22 protein-coding genes are annotated in these 21,659 nt (G+C 54.1%); 13 read left to right on the top strand and 9 right to left on the bottom strand.

The window, feature by feature from the left end:
- The first annotated feature begins 101 nt into the window (after positions 1 to 101).
- From C8R31_RS01365 to C8R31_RS01425, 13 genes are all read left to right on the top strand, one after another.
- Positions 102 to 362 (top strand): hypothetical protein, encoded by a 261-nt coding sequence (locus C8R31_RS01365; protein ID WP_107692287.1) that lies wholly within the window; start codon positions 102 to 104, stop codon positions 360 to 362.
- A gap of 566 nt (positions 363 to 928) precedes the next feature.
- A complete protein-coding gene (locus tag C8R31_RS01370) occupies positions 929 to 1,711 on the top strand; it encodes a Stp1/IreP family PP2C-type Ser/Thr phosphatase (protein WP_107692288.1) in 783 nt (260 codons plus the stop codon).
- A gap of 84 nt (positions 1,712 to 1,795) precedes the next feature.
- Complete coding sequence (sucC, locus tag C8R31_RS01375) at positions 1,796 to 2,971, top strand: ADP-forming succinate--CoA ligase subunit beta (RefSeq protein WP_107692289.1); 1,176 nt, start codon at positions 1,796 to 1,798, stop codon at positions 2,969 to 2,971.
- A gap of 1 nt (position 2,972) precedes the next feature.
- Complete coding sequence (gene sucD, locus C8R31_RS01380) at positions 2,973 to 3,851, top strand: succinate--CoA ligase subunit alpha (protein WP_107692290.1); 879 nt, start codon at positions 2,973 to 2,975, stop codon at positions 3,849 to 3,851.
- Between the two features lie 48 nt (positions 3,852 to 3,899).
- Positions 3,900 to 4,811 (top strand): CobD/CbiB family protein, encoded by a 912-nt coding sequence (locus C8R31_RS01385; protein WP_107692291.1) that lies wholly within the window; start codon positions 3,900 to 3,902, stop codon positions 4,809 to 4,811.
- Between the two features lie 62 nt (positions 4,812 to 4,873).
- Entirely contained in the window at positions 4,874 to 6,400 is a 1,527-nt protein-coding gene (locus C8R31_RS01390) for a helicase HerA-like C-terminal domain-containing protein (protein ID WP_107692292.1), read from the top strand.
- Positions 6,401 to 6,547: 147 nt separating this feature from the next.
- Positions 6,548 to 6,838, top strand: coding sequence for a hypothetical protein (locus C8R31_RS01395; RefSeq protein WP_107692293.1), 291 nt, complete (start codon positions 6,548 to 6,550; stop codon positions 6,836 to 6,838).
- Positions 6,839 to 7,116: 278 nt separating this feature from the next.
- A complete protein-coding gene (locus C8R31_RS01400; protein ID WP_107692294.1) occupies positions 7,117 to 8,265 on the top strand; it encodes a D-alanyl-D-alanine carboxypeptidase family protein in 1,149 nt (382 codons plus the stop codon).
- A gap of 51 nt (positions 8,266 to 8,316) precedes the next feature.
- Positions 8,317 to 9,180, top strand: coding sequence for a D-amino acid aminotransferase (locus C8R31_RS01405; RefSeq protein WP_107692787.1), 864 nt, complete (start codon positions 8,317 to 8,319; stop codon positions 9,178 to 9,180).
- A 155-nt stretch (positions 9,181 to 9,335) separates the two neighbouring features.
- The gene (locus tag C8R31_RS16690; protein ID WP_375136108.1) at positions 9,336 to 9,581 is read left to right on the top strand and encodes a YbeD family protein; all 246 of its coding nucleotides are present in this window, start codon (positions 9,336 to 9,338) and stop codon (positions 9,579 to 9,581) included.
- Positions 9,582 to 9,611: 30 nt separating this feature from the next.
- Positions 9,612 to 10,265, top strand: coding sequence for a lipoyl(octanoyl) transferase LipB (gene lipB, locus C8R31_RS01415; protein ID WP_107692296.1), 654 nt, complete (start codon positions 9,612 to 9,614; stop codon positions 10,263 to 10,265).
- A gap of 179 nt (positions 10,266 to 10,444) precedes the next feature.
- The gene (gene lipA / locus C8R31_RS01420) at positions 10,445 to 11,389 is read left to right on the top strand and encodes a lipoyl synthase (protein ID WP_107692297.1); all 945 of its coding nucleotides are present in this window, start codon (positions 10,445 to 10,447) and stop codon (positions 11,387 to 11,389) included.
- A gap of 79 nt (positions 11,390 to 11,468) precedes the next feature.
- Positions 11,469 to 12,149 carry a DUF4197 domain-containing protein gene (locus C8R31_RS01425; protein WP_107692298.1) on the top strand — a complete coding sequence of 227 codons (681 nt, stop codon included), beginning with the start codon at positions 11,469 to 11,471 and terminating at the stop codon, positions 12,147 to 12,149.
- Between the two features lie 171 nt (positions 12,150 to 12,320).
- Here C8R31_RS01425 and C8R31_RS01430 read toward each other — a convergent pair whose 3' ends face one another.
- From C8R31_RS01430 to rluD, 9 genes are all read right to left on the bottom strand, one after another.
- Positions 12,321 to 12,956 (bottom strand): ABC-type transport auxiliary lipoprotein family protein, encoded by a 636-nt coding sequence (locus C8R31_RS01430; protein ID WP_107692299.1) that lies wholly within the window; start codon positions 12,954 to 12,956, stop codon positions 12,321 to 12,323.
- Position 12,957: 1 nt separating this feature from the next.
- Entirely contained in the window at positions 12,958 to 13,860 is a 903-nt protein-coding gene (locus tag C8R31_RS01435) for an MlaD family protein (protein WP_107692300.1), read from the bottom strand.
- A gap of 9 nt (positions 13,861 to 13,869) precedes the next feature.
- Positions 13,870 to 14,652 (bottom strand): ABC transporter ATP-binding protein, encoded by a 783-nt coding sequence (locus tag C8R31_RS01440; protein WP_107692301.1) that lies wholly within the window; start codon positions 14,650 to 14,652, stop codon positions 13,870 to 13,872.
- A 2-nt stretch (positions 14,653 to 14,654) separates the two neighbouring features.
- Positions 14,655 to 15,785: an ABC transporter permease gene (locus C8R31_RS01445; protein ID WP_258192481.1), complete on the bottom strand. Its 1,131-nt coding sequence runs from the start codon at positions 15,783 to 15,785 to the stop codon at positions 14,655 to 14,657.
- Between the two features lie 1,113 nt (positions 15,786 to 16,898).
- A complete protein-coding gene (locus tag C8R31_RS01450) occupies positions 16,899 to 17,381 on the bottom strand; it encodes a hypothetical protein (RefSeq protein WP_107692302.1) in 483 nt (160 codons plus the stop codon).
- Between the two features lie 141 nt (positions 17,382 to 17,522).
- The gene (gene rimO / locus C8R31_RS01455; RefSeq protein WP_107692303.1) at positions 17,523 to 18,854 is read right to left on the bottom strand and encodes a 30S ribosomal protein S12 methylthiotransferase RimO; all 1,332 of its coding nucleotides are present in this window, start codon (positions 18,852 to 18,854) and stop codon (positions 17,523 to 17,525) included.
- A gap of 96 nt (positions 18,855 to 18,950) precedes the next feature.
- The gene (locus C8R31_RS01460; RefSeq protein ID WP_107692304.1) at positions 18,951 to 19,763 is read right to left on the bottom strand and encodes a ZIP family metal transporter; all 813 of its coding nucleotides are present in this window, start codon (positions 19,761 to 19,763) and stop codon (positions 18,951 to 18,953) included.
- 59 nt (positions 19,764 to 19,822) lie between these two features.
- A complete protein-coding gene (pgeF, locus tag C8R31_RS01465) occupies positions 19,823 to 20,656 on the bottom strand; it encodes a peptidoglycan editing factor PgeF (protein WP_107692305.1) in 834 nt (277 codons plus the stop codon).
- Complete coding sequence (rluD, locus tag C8R31_RS01470) at positions 20,653 to 21,645, bottom strand: 23S rRNA pseudouridine(1911/1915/1917) synthase RluD (RefSeq protein ID WP_107692306.1); 993 nt, start codon at positions 21,643 to 21,645, stop codon at positions 20,653 to 20,655. The genes pgeF and rluD overlap by 4 nt, the downstream gene beginning before the upstream one ends.
- Between the last annotated feature and the right edge of the window lie 14 nt (positions 21,646 to 21,659).

A 21,659-nucleotide genomic window follows, 5' to 3' on the forward strand; every position in this document is an offset into this window, starting at 1 on the left:
GGAAGTTAAACTCCACTTCCGTTACACGCCCGCTTATCAAAAACATTTACAATAAATTTATTATTCGACAGGAGCTTTCAACAGGGTGATAGGAATTCAAAATGAGAATTATTGCAGTGCTGTTGTTGATCGGGTTGGAGGGATGTGCCACGACTCCCTCTGCTTATTACGGAGAATATACGCGTGGAGGAGAAGTGGCAGATTACAGGGCGGCGCTTCACGAATGTCGAGCCGTGGCGAAAAATAGGGCCGATAAGGATAATTACGCAGACCCTTTGACGGCCGTGTGGTGGACTTATGTTGACGAATATACATTGGCCTGCATGAAGGAAAAGGGATTCGAGTTGGTCAAAAAAAAGTGACCCCTTCTTTTCCTTTGTTTGGAGGTTGACCAACTCCTCTTTAACGTGTCTCGTAATACTCGTTCCTCTGAATCAATAACGCCCATGCGTCTATCTATGCGGCTTAGCGCACAGATTTCCCGTATGGGAAACGTAATAATGGTGGCGTATCAACGACTGCAAGAGGAGGTGCGCCATGAACAGTGTCTTCGTGTTTTGGGGTACGTATATTCTTGTACTCACCGCTGGTTTAGGTCTGTTGGGCGTGAGTTGGAGCTGATATCCTAGCACTTGAAATATTCATAATGGCCCGGAGCGTATAACGCATCTCCGGGCCATTTCATTTCCATCACATAAAACCCCCTGTGGCCCATATTTATCCATTTCCGCCCCGTTACTCTGCTCGTACGCTCCGCGTTTACAGGCCCGTCGGGATGTTACACGCAGAAGTGCGATATTTACTCCACCTGTTATTGCTGGAGAACTCGCCCATGGGAATGGTATGGTGGGAGGATAAGCCATGATGATTTGTCGCAGGATACTGTTTCGCAGCACCTTCATTGTTTAGCGGACGAGGAAGCGATGCCATGGTCAGGTTGCTCTCAGCGGCGGTAACTCATGTGGGGCTGGTGCGCACAAATAATGAGGATGCATACCTTGCCATGCCTGAGGTCGGGCTTTTTGCCCTCTCCGATGGTATGGGCGGAGCAGCAGCCGGTGAAATTGCGAGCAGATATTTTATAGAAACGGCGCAAGCCGTTTTTACCAATGACATTCCTGGTTCCGCGGAGGAGACGTATGCGCGAGTGGAAAAAATATTCGGGGACTCGAATAAACGCATACTGGAGCACGCTACGCAGAATCCGGATAACGGGGGAATGGGTTGCACGGGCGATATTCTCGTGTTTTATGACGACCGCTACGTTGTCGGCCATGTAGGGGACAGCAGGGTATACCTGCTGAGGCACGGGGGCTTGTCGCAGTTGACCAGCGATCACTCCCTGGTGCAATTGCAGGTGGATAAGGGCCTGTTGACGCCGCAAGGGGCAAGAACTCATCCCCAGAAAAATATCATCCTCAGAGCTGTTGGCACCGACTCGTTAGTGTTTCCGGATCTTCTGAAAGGTGAAGCGCTCGACCACGATATTTTTCTGCTTTGCTCAGATGGATTGACCGACATGGTGGAGGATTCCGAGATCCAGCGTATTCTCAGTTGGAATGGATCGCTGCAACAGAAGGCTGACAGTCTAATCGGGGCGGCACTTGATGCCGGAGGAAGGGATAACGTCACGGTTGTTCTCTGTGAGGTAGGGATGAGCAGCCAGCAGAACCCGGCATTGGGGATCGCGCAGCAGATGACGAGTTCATGAATAAGCATGTGGAAGGTGCTTTTTTTCACGTGTCGCCGGTAAAAATTATTACGCTATACTCTGGTTTCTGTAGCTGGGACGATCATGAAAATTCACGAGTATCAGGCGAAAAAAATTCTGCGCGACTTTGGCGTTCCCACACCCGCAGGATTGCCTTGTTTTAGCGTTGACGAAGCCGTGGAGGCCGCTAAAAGTCTGGGCGGAAGCGCGTGGGTGGTTAAAGCGCAAATTCACGCCGGAGGACGCGGCAAGGGCGGTGGGGTGAAAGTGGCGAAGTCGCTCGACGAAGTGAAACAATTCGCGGCCAAAATATTGGGTATGACGCTAGTCACGCCTCAGACTGGTCCTAGGGGTCAAGTCGTGCGAAGGCTTCTGATTGAACAGGGCGTCGACATCAAAACGGAGTTTTATGCCGGCCTGGTTGTGGATCGCGGCAGTCGCCGTGTCTGCGTGATCGGTAGCGGGGAAGGCGGCATGAATATCGAGGAGGTCGCCGCCACGTCGCCGGAGAAGATCCACAAACTGCTTATTGACCCCGTGGCAGGATTGACCGTCGCGGACGCTGAAGATATGGTACGGCGGATGGGGATCACCGAATCGGCTGTTATGGAGGCAGGCGCGTTATTGCAAGATTTATACCGCGCGTACGACAGTACCGACGCGACGCTGGTCGAAATCAATCCCCTCATACTTACCGCGGAGGATCGTGTTCTCGCGCTCGACGCGAAAATGAATTTTGATGACAACGCCTTATTCCGTCATTCCGAAATTGCCGCACTGCGCGATCTCGACGAGGAGGATCCCGCGGAGATCGAAGCGTCCAAATATGAACTGTCATACGTCTCGCTGGACGGCAACATCGGTTGCCTCGTGAATGGCGCGGGTCTTGCGATGGCAACAATGGACATCATCAAGCTCTACGGCGGAAATCCCGCCAATTTTCTCGATGTGGGTGGCGGGGCAACCGCGGAAAAGGTGGCGGAGGCATTCAAGCTGATGCTGCGCAATCCGGAATTAAAAGCGATCCTGGTCAATATATTCGGGGGCATCATGAAGTGCGACGTTATTGCCGAAGGCGTCGTGACCGCAGCGAGAGAGGTGCATCTAAACGTTCCGCTGGTGGTGCGCCTCGAAGGTACCAACGTGGACCTGGGTAAAAAAATCCTCGCCGAATCCGGATTGCCGATTATTCAGGCTGGAAATATGGCGGATGCAGCGGAGAAGGCGGTTGCTGCCGCGTCGGCAGGGGGAGGAGTTTAGAATGGCTATTCTTATAGACAGGAATAGCCGGGTCATGACGCAAGGCATTACTGGGAAGACTGGGCAGTTTCATACGCGCATGTGCCGTGATTATGCTTTCGGAAAAAATTGCTTCGTTGCGGGCGTGAACCCCAAGAAAGGAGGCGAGGATTTCGAAGGTGTGCCGATTTTTGCTACCGTCGGGGAGGCGAAAGAGGCCACAGGCGCGACCGTTTCGGTGATCTATGTACCGCCGCCGTTTGCGGCTGAGGCGATCGATGAGGCGGTCGAAGCGGAACTGGATCTGGTCATCTGTATTACGGAGGGTATTCCGGTTCGCGATATGGTGCGTACCTGTGCCAAAATGGAAGGTCGGAAAACGCGGTTAATCGGGCCCAATTGTCCAGGCATTATCACGCCCGATGAAATCAAGATAGGCATTATGCCCGGCTATATACATAAAAAAGGGGGCGTCGGCGTCGTGTCCCGCTCGGGTACGCTCACCTACGAAGCGGTGGCGCAGTTGATGGAGCAGGGATTGGGGCAATCCACCTGTATCGGCATCGGTGGCGACCCGGTGAATGGGTTGAAGCACCTTGATGTGATGAAGTTGTTCAACGACGACGCCGAGACCGAGGCGGTATTGATGGTGGGCGAAATCGGCGGCTCAGATGAGGAGGACTGCGCCCGCTGGGTCCGGAACCATATGCGGAAGCCGGTGGTGGGATTTATTGCGGGTCTGACGGCGCCGCCGGGCAGGCGCATGGGGCACGCTGGAGCGGTCATTTCCGGCGGAAAGGGTACCGCGCAGGAGAAGTTGGCAGTGATGGAGGAGTGTGGAATCAAGGTAACTCGCAACCCGGCCGAGATGGGCAAGTTGCTCAAATCGGTATTGCGCTAACTATCCGCGAATATTATCGCGGGTTAATACAGACTTGGGTTTTCCGCAATGACCTTCTTTTCATTAATCTTCGCTTTCCTGCTGGAGCACTGGCGCCCTATTAACGATCACAATCGTTTGGTTCCGGCGTTTCTTTCCTACGCTGATTCCCTGGAGCGTTATTTCAACACGGGTGTGCGGCGCCATGATATCGCCGCCTGGTTTGCTGCCGTAGTCCCCGTACTCGTACTCACGCTGTGGATCTACTATCTACTCTATAGTGTAAACCCGCTGCTGGCATGGGCGTGGAATGTCGTCACGCTCTATCTCACCATGAGTTCCCGTCAGCTTACCTATTCGTTCAACGAAATCTATACCGCGCTCAAAAATGGAGATCTGCCTCTCGCCCGTGAACTGCTGACGAAGTTCTACGGAGTTCCCGCGGAAGAACTCAGCAGTCAGGAAGTTGCACGCCTGACAATTGAACTGGGCCTGATTAATTCTCATCGCTACGTTTTTGCGATTATCATCTGTTTTGCCCTCTTGCCCGGGCCGCTGGGCCCGGTTCTTTATCGCCTGGCCGAATTATTGAACGAACGTTGGGGTAGTCGCCCGGATGCGTTTGGCCGGTTTGCGTTAAAAGCTTTTGAAGTCATAGACTGGCTTCCGGCAAGGGCGACCGCCATGAGCTTTGCCATTGCAGGCAATTTTGAAGATGCCGTTTACTGCTGGCGTGCGCAGGCCGCGTCCTGGGTGGACCGAAATCAGGGAATCGTTCTTGCCAGTGGCGCCGGGGCGCTGGGGATCTGTCTGGGAGAATCCCTAGGGGAGGCCGGCGGTAGCCACTATCGTCCTGAATTAGGCGTTGGCGACGAGGCTGACGTAGACTTTTTGCAAAGCGCTGTTGGACTGTTCTGGCGGACGCTGGTGTTATGGCTTGTGCTGCTGTTGCTGTTGGAAATCGCGGGTTGGGCAGGGTGAGCAACCCCGGTTGGGTTTTGATACACTGTTCAGTATTTTAAATCTCAACCTCCGCTGACCTTATGCCGCATCCTTTAGTGATCGCTCATTCCAGCCAAGCAGTTGGCCTGTTACCCCATTTCGCCAATCGTCATGGCTTGATTACCGGCGCAACCGGTACTGGCAAGACCGTCACGCTACAGGTTCTGGCCGAGCGATTCTCCTCTATCGGCGTGCCGGTGTTCATGGCTGACGTGAAGGGTGATTTGTCCGGGCTTTCCGTTGCGGGCACGGCGGCGCCGGGTTTGATGGGGCGGCTCGCGCAACGCGGACTTGAGGAACCGCAATGGTCAGCCTCTCCGGTTACGTTTTGGGATATCTTCGGGACCGCCGGACATCCGGTCCGCGCCACAACATCCGACATGGGCCCCCTGTTGCTCGGGCGGATGTTCAATCTAAACGATACCCAGCAGGGCGTATTATCGCTGGTGTTCAAGATCGCGGACGACAACGGTCTGTTGCTGCTCGATTCCAAGGACCTGCGGGCCATGTTGCAGTTTGTGGGCGACAACGCAAAGAATTTCACTGTCGAGTATGGGAACGTTTCAGCGGCCTCTATAGGCGCGATTCAGCGCGCCTTGCTTGAAATCGAACAACAGGGGAGCAGGAGTTTTTTCGGCGAGACGATGCTGGATATCCACGACCTGATGCAGACCGATAGCAGAGGCTGCGGCATGATCAATATCCTCGCGGCCGACAAGCTGATGAACTCACCCAAGCTCTATTCGACATTTCTGCTGTGGATATTGTCGGAGCTGTTCGAGCATCTTCCTGAAGTTGGCGACCCCGAAAAGCCAAAGCTGGTATTCTTCTTTGACGAAGCCCATCTGCTATTCAATGAAGCGCCAAAACCGCTGCTGGAGAAAATAGAACAGGTAGTGAGATTGATACGCTCCAAGGGAGTCGGCATTTATTTTGTTACGCAGAACCCCCTGGATATCCCGGAGAATGTGCTGGGTCAGCTCGGTAACCGCGTGCAGCATGCATTGCGGGCGTTCACACCGCGCGATCAGAAAGCGGTCCGGGCGGCAGCCCAGACCATGCATGCGAATCCTGGTTTAAATACGGAAAAAGCAATCATGGAGCTTTCCGTCGGCGAAGCGCTGGTATCCCTGCTGGATGAGAAAGGGCGTCCATCCATGGTTGAGCGCGCCTTCATTCTGCCGCCCGCATCCAGAATTGGTCCAATAACAGAAGCGGAACGTCGGACAATTATCGAATCGTCGGTTCTTTTCGGTCATTACGAACAGATCTTGGACCGTGAGTCGGCTTATGAAATAATTAAACGCCGCACAGCTGAAGCAAACGCCGGGAGCGAGCCGGTGCCACTGCCGGGCAGGACTGGGCAAACTGAGCAGGCGAGCGGCGGAGGTGGCATGATGGACGTACTCGGCGATATGCTTTTAACCCAAACCGGCCCGCGCGGCGGGCGGCAGCCCGGCGTCCTGGATTCAATGGCAAGGAGCGCTGCGCGCTCTATCGGTTCCCAGGTCGGCCGGGAGATTTTTCGCGGTGTGTTAGGCAGTATTTTCGGCGGACGCAGGCGCTAACCACGTGATATCCCCTAGGATGCTCGTGGAATATTTTTTAGAGGCTGAGGTTCGCTGAAAAAAAACCAGGGAATTCTCCCGGAACAGCTCTGTCATAAACCGATACGTTTGAGAAACCGCATCAGTTTGAGGAGGTAGAGGAGAAAAATGATGCGTTCAATCTCAGCAGTCTTACTGATTGCGGCGTTGGCCGGTTGCGCGTCCACAGGGCCAGGGTCAACCGGGCAGAGCGAGCGCCCGGCCGGACCGCCGCCCCCCAGTGCGCGGCCTGTCTATAATCTTACCGGTTATTCACCCGCATTCAAGGATGGCTATATCGATGGTTGCGAGACGGCAAAAAAATCTGCATACGGTGCGAAGGACGCGCGCCGGATTTCTGCCGACACGCAGTATCGGCTCGGCTGGAATGACGGCTTCAGCATCTGTCGTCGAAAGTAGCGACGGCATTCTGCCGTACCGTGGCGCCGGGACGGTCACAGGCCCCGAGCCTTCAACACTGATCGTACGCGGTGGCAAGAGATAGCGCAGATTTCGCAGCGAGCTCGAAAGCTGAGGGGCTTGGGCACTCGTATGCTTTCGTTCGATAGTTTTGGGAGAGCATTCTTTTCTGACGGCCTCCTTTCGCGCCTCTGCTGATAATATCCATAGGCTTATCCAGAGGTTCCTCAATTTGTTCCGCTTGGCTGCGATATAATTGTTTTTTTTAACAGCTTCCAATGAAACGCTCACTTCCGTTAATCTCGTTATGGCTGTGTTTGTTCGTGTTACCCGCAGCTGCCCAGGAGTCCAGATTTTCCAGGCCGGACGAAGCTTTGTCCTTGGCTGCCAGGTCTTACATCCTTAGGGATTTTCAGAGTGGCCAGACCTTGGCCAGTCAGAACCTGCACGAACGCATAGAACCCGCATCGCTTACCAAGCTGATGACAGCGTATATCGCTTTCTCTGCGCTCTACCAAAAACGCATTTCCCTGACTCAGGCTGTCCCGGTGTCGGAGCGGGCCTGGCGCACGCAAGGCTCCCGCATGTTTATTGAGCCGAGCAGGGTGGTAACAGTTGATGAATTAATCCGCGGTATGATCGTGCAGTCCGGTAACGATGCATCCATCGCTCTGGCAGAGACGGTAGCAGGCACGGAGAGCGCCTTCGTCCAGATAATGAATAGAGAAGCGGCCCGCATGGGCATGAAGAACACCCGTTTCGCCAATTCAACCGGGTTGCCGCACCCCGAGCACTACAGTACTGCGCATGATCTCGCCTTGCTTGCGACAGCGGTCATCCGGGATTTTCCGGAATACTATCCGCTTTATTCTCTACGCGAGTATACATACAACAAGATTACTCAGCCGAACCGTAATCGTTTGCTGTGGCTCGACCCGAACGTGGATGGGCTCAAGACCGGGCATACCGAAGCTGCGGGCTATTGCCTGATTACATCCGCCAAGCGGGGCGAGCGGCGGCTAATTTCTGTTGTAATCGGGACTGCATCCGATAGCGCGCGCACCGTTGAAAGCCAACGACTGCTGAATCACGGTTTTCAGTTTTACGACACCGTCCGCCTCTACCCTAAGGAACACGAAGTGATTGCAATCCAGTTGTGGAAGGGCGCTCAGGACAAGCTCAAGACCGGATTCGGTCAGGATATTTACTTTTCGCTCCCAAGAAATCAGGCTGATAAGCTGGAAGCCAAGATGGAGTATAAACAGCCCCTTTTAGCCCCCATCAACGCCGGCCAGAAAGTCGGCGTAGTGAAGTTTACGCTGAAGGGCAAGACCGTGGCCGAGCACCCGTTGGTGGCGCTGGAAACCGTAAGTGCCGGGAATTTTTTTGGCCGCGCCTGGGATAGCGTGCGGCTGATTTTTAATTAATGTGGATTTACATGCACGCGGTCCGCTACAAATTTACTGGCAAGGTTTATGATGATTTATCTTAACGGTACCTTCATGCCGATTGAGGAAGCACGCATTTCGGTACTGGACAGAGGCTTCATTTTTGGCGATGGGGTATATGAAGTCATACCCGCGTATTCCCGCACGCCTTTTCGGCTGCCTGAACATCTGCGCCGCTTGCAGCACAGCCTTGACGGAATTCGTCTGGAAAATCCCCATACGAACAGCGAGTGGAGCGAGTTGCTGGAACAAATTATTGCGCGTAACAGCAGCGACGACCAGTATCTTTACCTGCATGTTACCCGTGGGGTAGCGAGGCGCGACCATGCCTTTCCAAAAGGCGTGGCCCCGACTGTATTCATCATGAGCAACCCCTTGTTGCCCCCCCCGGCCGAGTTGCTTGCGACGGGAGCCACCGCAATCACGGCCGTTGACAACCGTTGGTTACGCTGCGACATAAAGGGTATTTCACTATTGCCGAACGTATTGCTACGCCAGATGGCCATTGATGCGGGAGCGCTTGAAACGGTGCTGATCCGTGACGGTTTCATGACCGAGGGATCTGCCAGCAATATTTTTGTGGTAAAAAAAGGGCTTTTATTGGCCCCTCCAAAAAACAATTTGATGTTGCCGGGTATTACCTATGACGTAGTGCTCGAACTGGCCGAAGAGCATGGGATCCCGCATGAAGTCAGGGCGATTTCCGAGCAGGAGGTGCGCGCTGCCGATGAACTGTTGCTTACTTCCTCCACTAAGGAGGTGATGCCAATTACACGCCTCGATGGCCGCCAGGTTGGGGGCGGCGTGCCGGGAACAATGTTCGCGCTCTTTTACCGGCTTTACCAGGATTATAAAGACAAGGTAATGCGTAGAGGCGCTGTGCATACGCCATGAATTCTTACGATGACGTTTCCTTAATCGAATATCCCTGCGACTTTCCCATAAAAATAATGGGACGGGTCGGCGCTGCGCCGGGTTCTGCATCGTATAAGCTGCCGACGACGCCGCCAGACGGACCGCTGGATGCCGATGATACGACTTTTTCTGCCGTGACCGAACCGGAAGAGGTGAGCGCCGGGGTTCTGGAGCAGCGTCGGCAGGAATTCACTCAGGCAGTACTGACGATTGTCAAACGTCATGCGCCTGACTTCGATGAGACGAGCCTGGAGGCCAGGATCAGCAGGAAAAATACTTATCTGAGCCTTACCTGTACTATTCGCGCCGTGTCCCGCGCGCAATTGGATGCGCTATACCAGGAGTTGTGCGACCATCCGATGGTGGTAATGGTACTTTGAGGAGAACGGGAAATTCCTGACGTTCTTTCGATGACGGAAGTCTTGTGCCTTGAACCGGAAACCGATGGCTCAAACATTAGAATAAGATCTGGCGGAGTACTGGATTATCTTTCCGCCTGGCAAGCGATGAAAGAGTTTACAGCAGCCCGCAGTGCTGGCACTGCGGATGAAATCTGGCTATTGCAGCATCCGCCAGTTTACACTCAAGGCATCGCGGGCAGATCCGAACACCTGTTGCACAATAATGGCATTCTCGTGGTCCGGACAGATCGAGGCGGTCAAATTACTTATCATGGTCCCGGGCAGATTGTTGCTTATCTGATGCTGGATCTTCGCCGGCTCAAACTTGGAGTACGCGAGCTGGTCAGAAAAATGGAAGGTGCCGTGATAGACTTGCTCCAGGACTACAGCATCCGCGCGTCAGGCTCAGCCGATGCCCCCGGCGTGTATGTGGATGGCGCAAAGATTGCGTCCCTGGGGCTGAAAATCAAAAATGGTTGTTGCTACCATGGCCTGGCGCTGAACGTAAACATGGATTTGTTTCCGTTTACGTCAATCAACCCGTGCGGATATTCCGGACTGCGGGTGACACAAACGAGGGACCTGGGAATCACCGATGGGCTTGAGGTGCTAGGTTGGCGGCTTGCCACAAAATTAAAGGGAAGGCTAGGCGGTATCGGATAATCGAAGTTTTTCGGAATTTTGGGAAAATGTCCTATATGGGACCATGGCGTGAGTGCAGCCGTTTCTGGTTTCAACAAACAGGATCTATCGGTTATTGTTATACGACGCAGCAGATTCCCGACTAATTATGAGTTTATGATTTCACATTTCAATCAGTTTGAGAATAAGACGCACTTTTCATGACAACCCCCACACGCGAGAAAGGCGCGGCTAAAACCGCGCGTAACCCAGTAAAAATTGTGCCGCAGTCACCAGCAGAAGTACTGCGTAAACCCTCATGGATCAGGGTCCGCTCATCGAACAGCCAGGAGTTTTATGAAGTCAAAAGGATACTCCGGGAACAGAAACTTCACACGGTCTGCGAAGAAGCGTCCTGTCCAAACATAGGCGAGTGCTTTGGCAAAGGCACCGCCACTTTTATGATTCTGGGCGACCTCTGCACCCGAAGATGCCCGTTTTGCGATGTGGCACACGGCCGGCCGTCGGCGCCGGATGCTCACGAGCCTCTGCATCTGGCGCAATCCATTGCTGCCATGAAATTAAAATATGTCGTCATCACCAGCGTTGACCGCGACGATCTCCGCGATGGCGGCGCCCAGCATTTCGTGGATTGCATTCGCGAAGTCCGGGCTCATTCCCCAAAAACAAAAATAGAAATTCTGGTGCCGGATTTTCGAGGCAGACTCGAAATTGCGTTGGAGAAATTATTTGCAGGTCCGCCGGATGTGCTGAACCATAATCTGGAAACCGTCCCGCGGCTTTACAGGCAATGCCGGCCGGGGGCTGATTATGCACATTCGCTCCGGTTGCTGAAAGACTTCAAGTCGCATTTTCCGGATATTCCGACCAAATCAGGCTTAATGCTGGGTTTAGGCGAAACCGATGAGGAAATTCTCGAAGTGATGTTCGATCTGCGCAAAAATGATGTCGAAATGCTCACCATCGGGCAGTATCTTCAACCTAGCAACGGGCATTTGCCGGTCATGCGTTATGTAACGCCGGAAGCATTTAAGGAGTTCGAACGTGCGGCGGTCGAGATGGGTTTCAGCAACGCCGCCTGTGGGCCAATGGTGCGTTCCAGCTACCATGCCGATCAGCAAGCGCATGAGGCGGGGATCAGATAGCCGCTGAATGAAATGGCCATAGCGGAAACGCGGAGGATCTTTACGCTATTTAGTAATAACTAAAAGGGGAAGTGCCTTCATGCGTACCATTACTGTTTTTATTGTCTGGTTTTGGGCTTCATTCGCCGCGTTTGCGGCGGAAACCGATACTCTTACGCCTGAAGATACGACCGGCGCTTTAACACTGGCACTTGCTCAAAGTGTTGACGCAGCTGTGGACAGGCTGGGCGTAACGAATGGGTTTCTCGATAATCCCAAGGTAAAAATCACGCTTCCCGGATCGCTGCAGAAGGCAGAAGGATTGATGCGCAGCTTGGGCATAAGCAAGCACGCGGATAATTTGATCCTGGCGATGAACCGAGCCGCGGAAACGGCCACGGCTGAAGCAAAACCCATCCTGCTGGACGCCATGCAGAATATGTCATTGGATAATGCCGAAGACATTCTTACAGGCGGGGATGATTCCGCGACGCAGTATTTTCGCAATACCTCCGGCGAGGCACTATCCCAAAAATTTTTACCGATCGTGAAAAATGCCACGGATCAAGTCGGTTTGCTCAAGAGATATAATGAATTTGCAGGCAAGGGCGCAAAATTTGGTCTGGTACCGGAAAAACATGCCAACATTGAAAACTACGTAACCCAAAAAACACTTGATGGCATCTTTCTTATAATGGCAGAGGAAGAACGCGCCATTCGCGGTGATCCCATGGGCCAAGGCAACAAACTGTTGCAGAAAGTGTTTGGAACCGTGAAGTAGCCGGCAATTGAGCGAACTGTTTGTATTTCGAGCACAACATGCGGTTTTCCGGGATCATTTAGGCAAGAGCGGCAGGCGGGCCTGGCATTTCTCCTGGCGTTCCCATGCTGTTGCGAAGTAGTCGCCAGACGTTAATTATGGTTGAGTAATGCCGAAGCTCACCGCTGACCATTATCCGGGTCCGTCTTTTTCCTTTATTTCCTCGGCGAGCCAGTCGATCAGCTCTGCAATCAATTTGTCGCTCGAATCTGTCAAGCTGCGTACAGCTCCTTTTGCATTTGGAGAAGGCGCGGGTTGCTCGCCGCTGAAACTATGTTGCGCGATTACCGAACGGGTCGCGCGATCGATAAGGCTGGCGCGAAATCTCACCACAACGCGGCTTTGATCAGGGGTGTCGAATACCTGGGTGAATTCTCCAAGCTCGATACGCAGAATGTGATCTGTTCGAGCGCCATCAGCGGTGCTTAAGACTCCACCGTCGCTGATGATGGCAAGGAGGTTTCTGATCCGTTGCGTCAGCAGGGTCGCGGGCGAGGCAGCCCAGCGGTGACTGGCGTAGGCATGGGACTGCGCAAGGTCGTCATATCCCAGGCGGTACTGGATGGCGGTATTGTCCAGCCAGGCCGGAGCCGTGACTTCCGCCACCAGCAGGCTGGCCGGAAGTCGTAAACGCTCAGGCGTATCGGCGCTATTAACCCCAACCGATAAGCGTTGCGACCCGAAATCATATATGGCTACTGGCGCCACGGTCCGCGGTCCGGCACATCCCATCAACGTAATGGATGCAACAATCAGAAATTTTTTCATTTTATTTATTTCCCGGTGGCACAAATCCGTCTTCTCCGGGCCCGGGTGGTGGCGGAGATCTTCCAAACAGCAGGCTCCGGGGCTGCTCTTCCAGTTGCAGAAGGACCCGGTCCACGCTCCTGGAATTGCGCGCAATACCCTCGGTGACCTCGCGTAATTTCTGCATTGTCTCGGTGAGTTCGCCAGCGGTCTGCGACAGGCTGTCGACTGCCCCTCCCTGGTTTATCCGGGTCGTCATCTGGTTAAGGTCGACTATTAGCTGGTCGGTATGCCTGAGGAGGGAACTCGCATCCGCAGCCAGGCCAGGTAGCCTTTTGAGTCCGGGCTCCAGTTGACCTACAACGCCGCGTAAACGGCTGGTGACGCCTTCCGTATTCTCCAGTATGTGTGCGAATCGTTCCCGGTTCTGGTCGTCAAGAAGAAGATTCAATCGCTCTATCAGCACATTGGCATTTCCTAGCAACCGCTGCCCCGAATTGGTGATGCTATCAAGCGCGGACGGGCGCAAGGGGATACGGGCGGGGTCGTCCGAGTCGGTTTGCAATCTTTCGGCTTCTCCCCCTTCGTCGTTCAATTGCACAAACGCAAGCCCTGTCAATCCCTGGTAACCCAGCTGCGCATAAGCATTTTTAGTCAACGGCAAGCTGCGGTCAACAGCTATCCGGATGAGAATCGTGTGGGAATCCTTGGGATCCAGCTGGATATTCTCTACTTTGCCCACGCTCACGCCACGGTAACGCACCATGGCCTGGGGATTAAGCCCGGTAACGGGAGAATCCGACACCAGCAGGTATTTGTCGCGGGCTGCGGTGCCGCCGGTAAACCACATGGCCGCGACCGCTGCGGCTGCGGCCAGAAAAATTACGAATAAACCCGCGGCAAGGGCATGGGCCCGGTTTTCCATAATTATCCCCTATAAAGTATCGACATTTTTTCCCAATATCCGGTTGCCGCGCTCGCCGAGGAAAAAGTTTGTGATAAAGGGATGGTTTTTTTTTATCACTTCCCTCAAGGAGCCTAGCGCCACAATATGCTGATCGGCCAACACCGCTATACGGTCCGCCAAAGCCACCAGCGTATCCAGGTCATGCGTTGCCATGACAATGGTTAGCGTTGTTTCGCGACGAATTGTCTGGATCAGCTTAACGAACGCATCGCTGAGCTCGGGATCAAGCCCAGCGGTGGGTTCGTCCAGAAACAGAAGTTCGGGGTCCAACGCCATCGCGCGTGCCAGGGCGATGCGTTTGATCATTCCTCCCGAAAGCTCAGCGGGCATTTTGTTTACGTGCTTTGATTCGATTTCCACCATTTTGAGCTTGATCATCACCAAATGACGTATCAGGTCCTCATCCAATGTACGTAGCTCACGCATTGGCAGGGCGATGTTGTCATATACCGACAGCGCGCTGAACAACGCGCCTTTTTGAAACAACACCCCGCAGCGGGTGCGAATCTCCTGCAACTCTTTAGGGTTGTGGCTGCGCAAGGGAAGGCCGCAAATCCGAACCTCTCCCGCTACCGGAGCGTCCAGGCCGAGCATTTGCCGCATCAACACTGTTTTGCCGCTACCCGAGCCGCCTACCAGCCCCAGTACTTCCCCGTGACGCACACACAGATTGACGTCTTCATGTACGACATGGCTGCCGAAACGGGTATGTAATCCCTTGACTTCTACAATGCACTCTTCCGCGGCCATGCTTACCTTAATCCGACATTGGAAAAAACGACGGCAAAAATAGCGTCGATGACAATGACGACGGTAATCGAGGTTACGACAGAGTTAGTCGTGCCTTCCCCCAGGCTCTCTGTGTTCGACTTGATTCTCAGCCCGAAATGACAGGAAATAAGCGCGATCACCATTCCGCACACTACGCCCTTACCCAAACCCAGCCATAAATTGGCTACGGGTACGACATCTGCGAGTTTGCTCAGAAAAAACTGGTGGCCGAGCCCTAGTTGAATCTCGGCCACAACCATCCCCCCAATCAGGGCAATGGCGCTGGTCCATAACACTACCAAAGGCATAGCGATACCGAGTGCCAGCACTTTCGGCAATACCAGTCGAAGACTGTGGGGGATGCCCATCACCGTCAGTGCGTCCAGTTCCTCTGTTACCCTCATTACGCCCAGTTGAGCGGTCATTGACGAACCGGAACGCCCCGCGACAAGTATGGCTGCAAGCATCGGGCCGAGTTCGCGAATAATGGCTACGCCAAGAATATTAATTATGAATATGTCTGCGCCGAAGGTCTGTAATTGTCGGGATGAAAGATAACTCAGCACAACGCCGATAAGAAATCCCACGAGTGCAGTAATACCCAGTGCCTGCGCCCCGGTCCGATATAGATTGGCGGAAATTTCGCGCCATGGAATACGTGCCGGATGCCGGGCCAAATACAATGAATCCAGCAGCAACTGGCCGGACAAAATCAGCACGCCGGTCACATGTTCCCACAGCAGAAAAGCTCCCTTCCCGAGAACTGTAACTGGCCACAGCAAATCGGGGCGAGGCGGCAGCGGCGGGGGCGGCGTCTGAACGCGACCAAGCAGCCTTTCCTGCTCCGGGCGCAGCAGCAAGAGAGGGGGACGGCGTTCGCCCCATGCGCGCCACAGCAGTACGGCCCCCGCGTCATCTATTTGCGTTATTTCGGTTAGATCCCACTCCAGCGCCGGATCGGCGGCATATCCGGCAAGTTCGGCAGATAACGATTGCATGCGCCCTGCGAGGGCAGCCAACGTGCATCGTCCCGAAAGTACCAGGCGAGGCTTACCATCGCGGCCTGCTTCGCGGCGCAATACCATCAACTTGCCGTCCTGATCCCCCTGCATGCGTCCGCTATCCTTAGGCAACGCTCGGGCTACGGTAACCGCGGTTTTCAGCGATTGCTACATCAGTCGAATACCACAAGCGGATAGTTAGCATGATTTAATCAACGATGAATTTTGGTGTGGGTTTAACGGTTACTGTCAGGCAACTTCGCTAGTAGAACTCATACGAGCTTTCGAGGTCAAGCATGGAATTCGACGCTGGTGATAAGCGAAGGGAACGCTTCTGCCGACCACCCCATAACACGGGCAGATGCGCGCCGACCGGGCCCAAGGCAGTTTATATAATGCAAAAAGAGTCGTAGCCTCTCCACTGACGGAAATTTTTACAAACGTAGAGGAGTCTTTCTAAAAGTGGCTTCAAGTGCCTATTTTTAAGAGTATTTAAACACAGGCATGAAGTTTGCTTATTGTTATTCTAACAATAGAATTAAATATTGTTCAGTTAATAACAAGGAAAATAAAAATAATGAAAAAATTAACCCTGGGAGGCGTTGGGATATCGGGTTTTTCAATACTGAGCTCACCGGCCGCTGCCTAATTCTGGCGTCTCGGCTTTACGGTATAAAGAACGTCACTGCAAGAAATATGACTGTTTCAAGATTAGTCAAATTATGGGCACCGAGCCCATACTGCCAACTCCGGTACCGGAGCCGGGAACCGCGGCTTTGCTTGGCATTGCGCGGGGCGGGCTTTGAGCCAACAGGGGCTGGATGAGGTCAAACTGGTGTGAGACCGCCTAGTTTTTCCTGAGATTCGGGATAAATATCATCGTCGAGAAGTGGAAGTGGAAGTGGAAGTGGCAGGGGCAGGGGCAGGGGCAGGGAAGAACAATAACAATAACGAAACAATAATAACAATTGAATAATCAGGGCCGGGATATATTTCGATATGTTCCAGCTCTGATTTTTTTTGCCTGTAGCACTACTGAACCACTATTCGCCCCACCGCTCATACAGCGATACAATGTGAGCCCCTGCCACCATTGCGGACCGAATTTGATTGGCACATCCATCGCTTCTTCGAAACGTTGTTATCGCTGGCCGCGCTTGACTTCACCCGGGGAACGCCTGCACGCCCCGAATAAAACGCCAAGGAGCAATGTGCGCCGAAATCCTAATGCGAATGGTGGTGACGGTGTTGCAACGGCGGCGTTTCGGCCGCTGCGGCATCCTCATTGATGCGGATCTGGTAACTGGCGTGGCATGAATCGCATTTTTTCATAGCCTCGCTGAGTTGCCGTAGCGTATGCCTAGAATCCTTGATTGATTGCGCATCAAGCGAGATGTTATCGAAATCCTTGTGGACTGACATGCCGAGCCGCATGAACGCCTCTGGTAACACTGACCTGAGGTGGTTTTCGCCTTTACCTGCCATGCCAAGGCCGAGCGCACGCGCCTCCCGCGCTACCGTAGTCATCTCATCCCGGGAGAGCGCCTCCAGAATGTTTCGCGTTCCTGCGAGGAGAGCCCTCATTTCCGAAAGTATATGGTCGCGCTGATGCTCGGAAAGTGGAACGATTTGACGTTTATCAACGTCGTTCGCCACCGCAGCCGCTGTGAAAAAGAAAAAGAACAGCCCGATACCAAGGTTTTTCAACTTTAACTCCCAAATTCAGTTAAATTCATTGATGATCTGTCGATTCGACCTTTTCAAACTAGCTTAAACGCAAGCCCTTATGATCGCCCTTATGATCGCCCTTATGATGCGCACCGCATCAGCTATCCGCTAGTCTTGTTGTTACGTCGCTCTGGCATGTAGATCATGCTCGTCAGAGCCGGTAATTTCCACTTCCATGAGTTGCCCGGGTTTTGCCTTTTTCGCGTTCGCGACGTAAACGAGACCATCGATTTCGGGGGCATCAGCGGCGCTCCGGGCGATCACCCGGGTGCCATGCACGTCGTCCACCAGCACGGTCGTATGTTTGCCAATCTTGCTTACAAGTTTCATGGCGCTGATTCTTTCCTGCATGATCATGAAACGTGCTCGACGCTCCTGTTTTATCTCTTCTGGAACCTCGCCGGGAAAATTATTGGCTGCCGCGCCACTTACCGGGGAGTAGGCGAAGCACCCGACGCGATCCAGTTCCGCCTCCTGGAGGAATTCCAGGAGTTGCTCAAAATCGGCGTCAGTCTCGCCCGGAAAACCGACAATAAACGTGCTACGCACCGTGATGTCAGGGCATATTTCCCGCCAGCGTCTGATTCGAGCCAGATTGTTTTCAGAGCTCGCGGGCCGCTTCATGGCTTTGAGAATTCGCGGGCTCGCGTGCTGAAACGGTACATCAAGATACGGCAGAATTTTACCTTCGGCCATTAGCGGGATAACTTCATCTACATGCGGGTAAGGGTAAACATAATGTAAACGCACCCATACCCCAAACTCCCCCAACGCACGGACGAGCTCGGTCATGCGTGTTTTCAGCGGCCTGCCTTGCCAGAATCCCGTGCGATATTTTACGTCTACACCATAAGCGCTCGTGTCTTGCGAAATGATCAACAACTCCTTCACGCCGGCGTTCACCAGATTTTCAGCCTCCTGCATCACCTGATTGATGGGGCGGCTGACCAAATCACCACGCATCGAAGGGATGATGCAGAAGGTGCAGCGGTGATTGCAGCCTTCGGAGATTTTGACGTATGCATAGTGTCGGGGTGTGAGCCGTATTCCCTGGGGTGGCACAAGGCTGGTGAAAGGATCATGCGGCTGCGGCAAGTGCATATGCACTGCCGCCATAACTTCCGGCAGCGCCTGCGGCCCGGTCACCGCCAGCACCTGGGGATGCGCCTGCCTGATCACCTCGCCACCTTCTTTTGCGCCGAGGCAACCGGTGACAATTACTTTGCCGTTTTCAGCCAGCGCCTCACCGATGGCATCCAGTGATTCCTCTACCGCGCTGTCGATGAAACCGCAGGTGTTGACAACGACGAGATCGGCATCCTCATAAGTGGATGAGGTTTCGTATCCCTCGGCGCGCAATTGCGTGAGAATTTGTTCGGAGTCCACCAGGGCTTTGGGGCATCCAAGTGAGACAAATCCTATTTTTGGAGCGGGTTGCTTAGAAGATTGCATAAAGAATGAGCCGGGATGAAATGAAGTTCCGGATGAAATTCAGGATTCAGCTTTTTCATCTGGAGGGGCCTACCGGGCGAAGCTCGGTTCCCCATCTTATGCGGGATGATGACTAAAGAGGCTTCCCGCCAGCCAGATGGAGCTGATGCCTAGCGTGATGAGTGCGACCTGCTGAATGGTGGCGCCTATTTCCGGCCGCTTATGCAACCCCGGAATCAGATCGGACATCGCTACATAGATCATGCTGGCTGCGGCGAGCCCCAGCAGCGAGGGGATGAGGTGATTCATGTCCTGCAACATAAAATAAGCTGCCAGGCCGCCAATCAGCGTAGCCCCGCTGGACAACAGGTTGAAGAGAAGCGCCTGCCGGCGAGTATAGCCGGAATTGAGCAGAATTAGAAAATCGCCGGCTTCCTGGGGAATTTCATGGGCGATAATGGCAATGGCGGTGACAATCCCGAGCTGGACATCCACCATGAACGCGGCCGCAATAAGGATACCATCAACGAAGTTGTGAAACGTATCGCCCAGCATGATCATCAGCCCGCTACGCCCGTGATCGTGCTGGCCGCCGGCTATTATTGCGGGGATCGTGGATGGACCTGGCAAGACATCATGAGCTTCACACTCCTCAACGTGGCAATGACGCCACAACACAAGCTTTTCGAGAATGAAAAACAACAGAATACCGAACAGAACCGTGCCCGTCATTTGCGCTGGACTTTTCGACAGCTCCAGCGCCTCCGGTAATGCGTTAAGAAACGCTGCTCCCAGGAGGGCTCCGATCGCGTACGAGATCAGCATCTGCACCCATGACGCTCGCGTATTTAGCGTGAGCGCTGCGGCAAATAGTACGCTGAGCGTGCCGCCAAACAGGCTGGTGACGATGATCCAGGCGAGAACGGACATGTAGGGCGTGTAGGGAAAAATGCGGGATTATACGCTCTTGCGGTGAATGACGAGCGTAATCAACTCGTCGCGCGCAATACTAGAGGATGTGTTTCGGCCACACCTTCAAATGCTGGCGTTGTTTGTGGCGCTAACCAGATTAATCCCGCCATTCGCCCCGTACTGCCGTCGCGGCGATAAGAAAAGAATCTTGCCGGGTCGCTGAAAGTACAGATGCCTCCACCGTAAATTTCAGTCACGCCAGCCTTCAGCAATTGCTGCCGTGCAAGCAAAAAAAGATCCGCGAACCATTTGCCCTTGCATGAGCTGTGCGGAATGAAGGCAGCGTCGGATCGTTCGTCGCTGGTAACAAACGCCTGACGTACTTCTTCTCCAACCTCGAAGTGGTTGGGTCCGATTGCCGGCCCGAGCCACGCCATCAGGGTTGCGGGAGGGGTGCCGATTGCCGACACCATATTGTCGATCGCTTTCCCGGCCAGTCCACGCCAGCCGGCATGGATCACGGCAACGATTGTCCCGGATCGGTCGCACAAGAGTATGGCAAGGCAGTCCGCGACCAGTACCGCGCAAACATTCCCCGGACGACGACTGAAGGCGGCATCGCCGATTGGTGGAGCTGAGGGCGGAGCGCCGCAATCGTGCCCGTCCACGCGGACGACGCCCGTACCGTGTACCTGCTTCAGCCAGCGGGGTTCGTTCGGCAGAAATCGCCCTAGCACGTCGCGGTTCTGTTTAACGGTCAGCGGATCGTCGCCGACGTGGTCCCCCAGGTTGAAGCTGGCAAAAGGTGAGGGTGAGGGTGAGAGCGAACTGCCGGTACCGCCCTTACGGGTGGTAAATAGCGCCTTGACGTTGCTCGGTGCGGGCCAGTCGGGGACGATCCAGTCACTCATACTGATCCCGAAGTGACCGCAAAAACACTTTTATTGCTTTGATGGCCGAGCATCAGCAACAGATTTTTCATATCGTCGGGTAACGGCGCCTCCCAGGCCATTCTAGTCCCGTGTTGAGGATGGGTTAATTCAAGCCTTTGCGCATGAAGCGCCTGCCTGGAAAAACCAGCCAGCCGGGTGACGTTTTGAATGCTCCTGTCCGATTTGCCTTTATATACGGGGTCTCCTAATAACGGGTGTCCTATCGAATGCATGTGTACGCGAATCTGGTGCGTGCGTCCGGTCTCCAGACGGCATCTGAGCAGCGTGCATCCGTCCAACTTTTCCAGTACCCGATAGAAGGTGCGTGCCGGTTTTCCGTTTGCAGTGACCGCCATTTTGGTTCGCTCAACCGGATGCCGCCCCACCGGCGCGTCAACGCATCCGTCCACGGAAATGGCGCCAAGAACGAGCGCCAGATAGTCACGGTTGACGGTATGTTTCTGTAGCTGCCGCACCAGGTGGGTCTGGGCTTCAAGTGTTTTTGCGACCACCAGGAGCCCGCTGGTATCCTTGTCCAGACGGTGAACGATACCCGCGCGGGGAATGCCATTCAAATCAGCCGCGTGATGCAGCAGGGCGTTCAGCATGGTGCCCTGCCAGTTCCCGCTGCCGGGATGGACCACCAGGCCAGCCGGTTTATTAACCACGATGAGCGAATCATCTTCGTAAACGATATCGAGTGAAATGGGTTCCGGGCCGTGGATGGCATCAATGGCATCCACGGCATCGACAGCGGGCCTGACCTCAACCTTTTCCCCGCTCCATACCTTTTGCTTGGGGCTGGCCTCTGCTCCGTCAACGCTAATCCGTTTTTCCCGTATCCACGTCTGCAAGCGACTGCGTGACCAATCCGGCAGCAGTCGAGCCAGAGCCTGGTCCAGGCGGGCGCCCGCGCAATCGGCGGGAATCGTGACTTCGACGATAGTTTCAAGGGGTTCAGACACCATGGAGCCTTGCGGTA

Source organism: Nitrosospira sp. Nsp2 (genome assembly GCF_003050965.1).
Taxonomy (GTDB): domain Bacteria; phylum Pseudomonadota; class Gammaproteobacteria; order Burkholderiales; family Nitrosomonadaceae; genus Nitrosospira.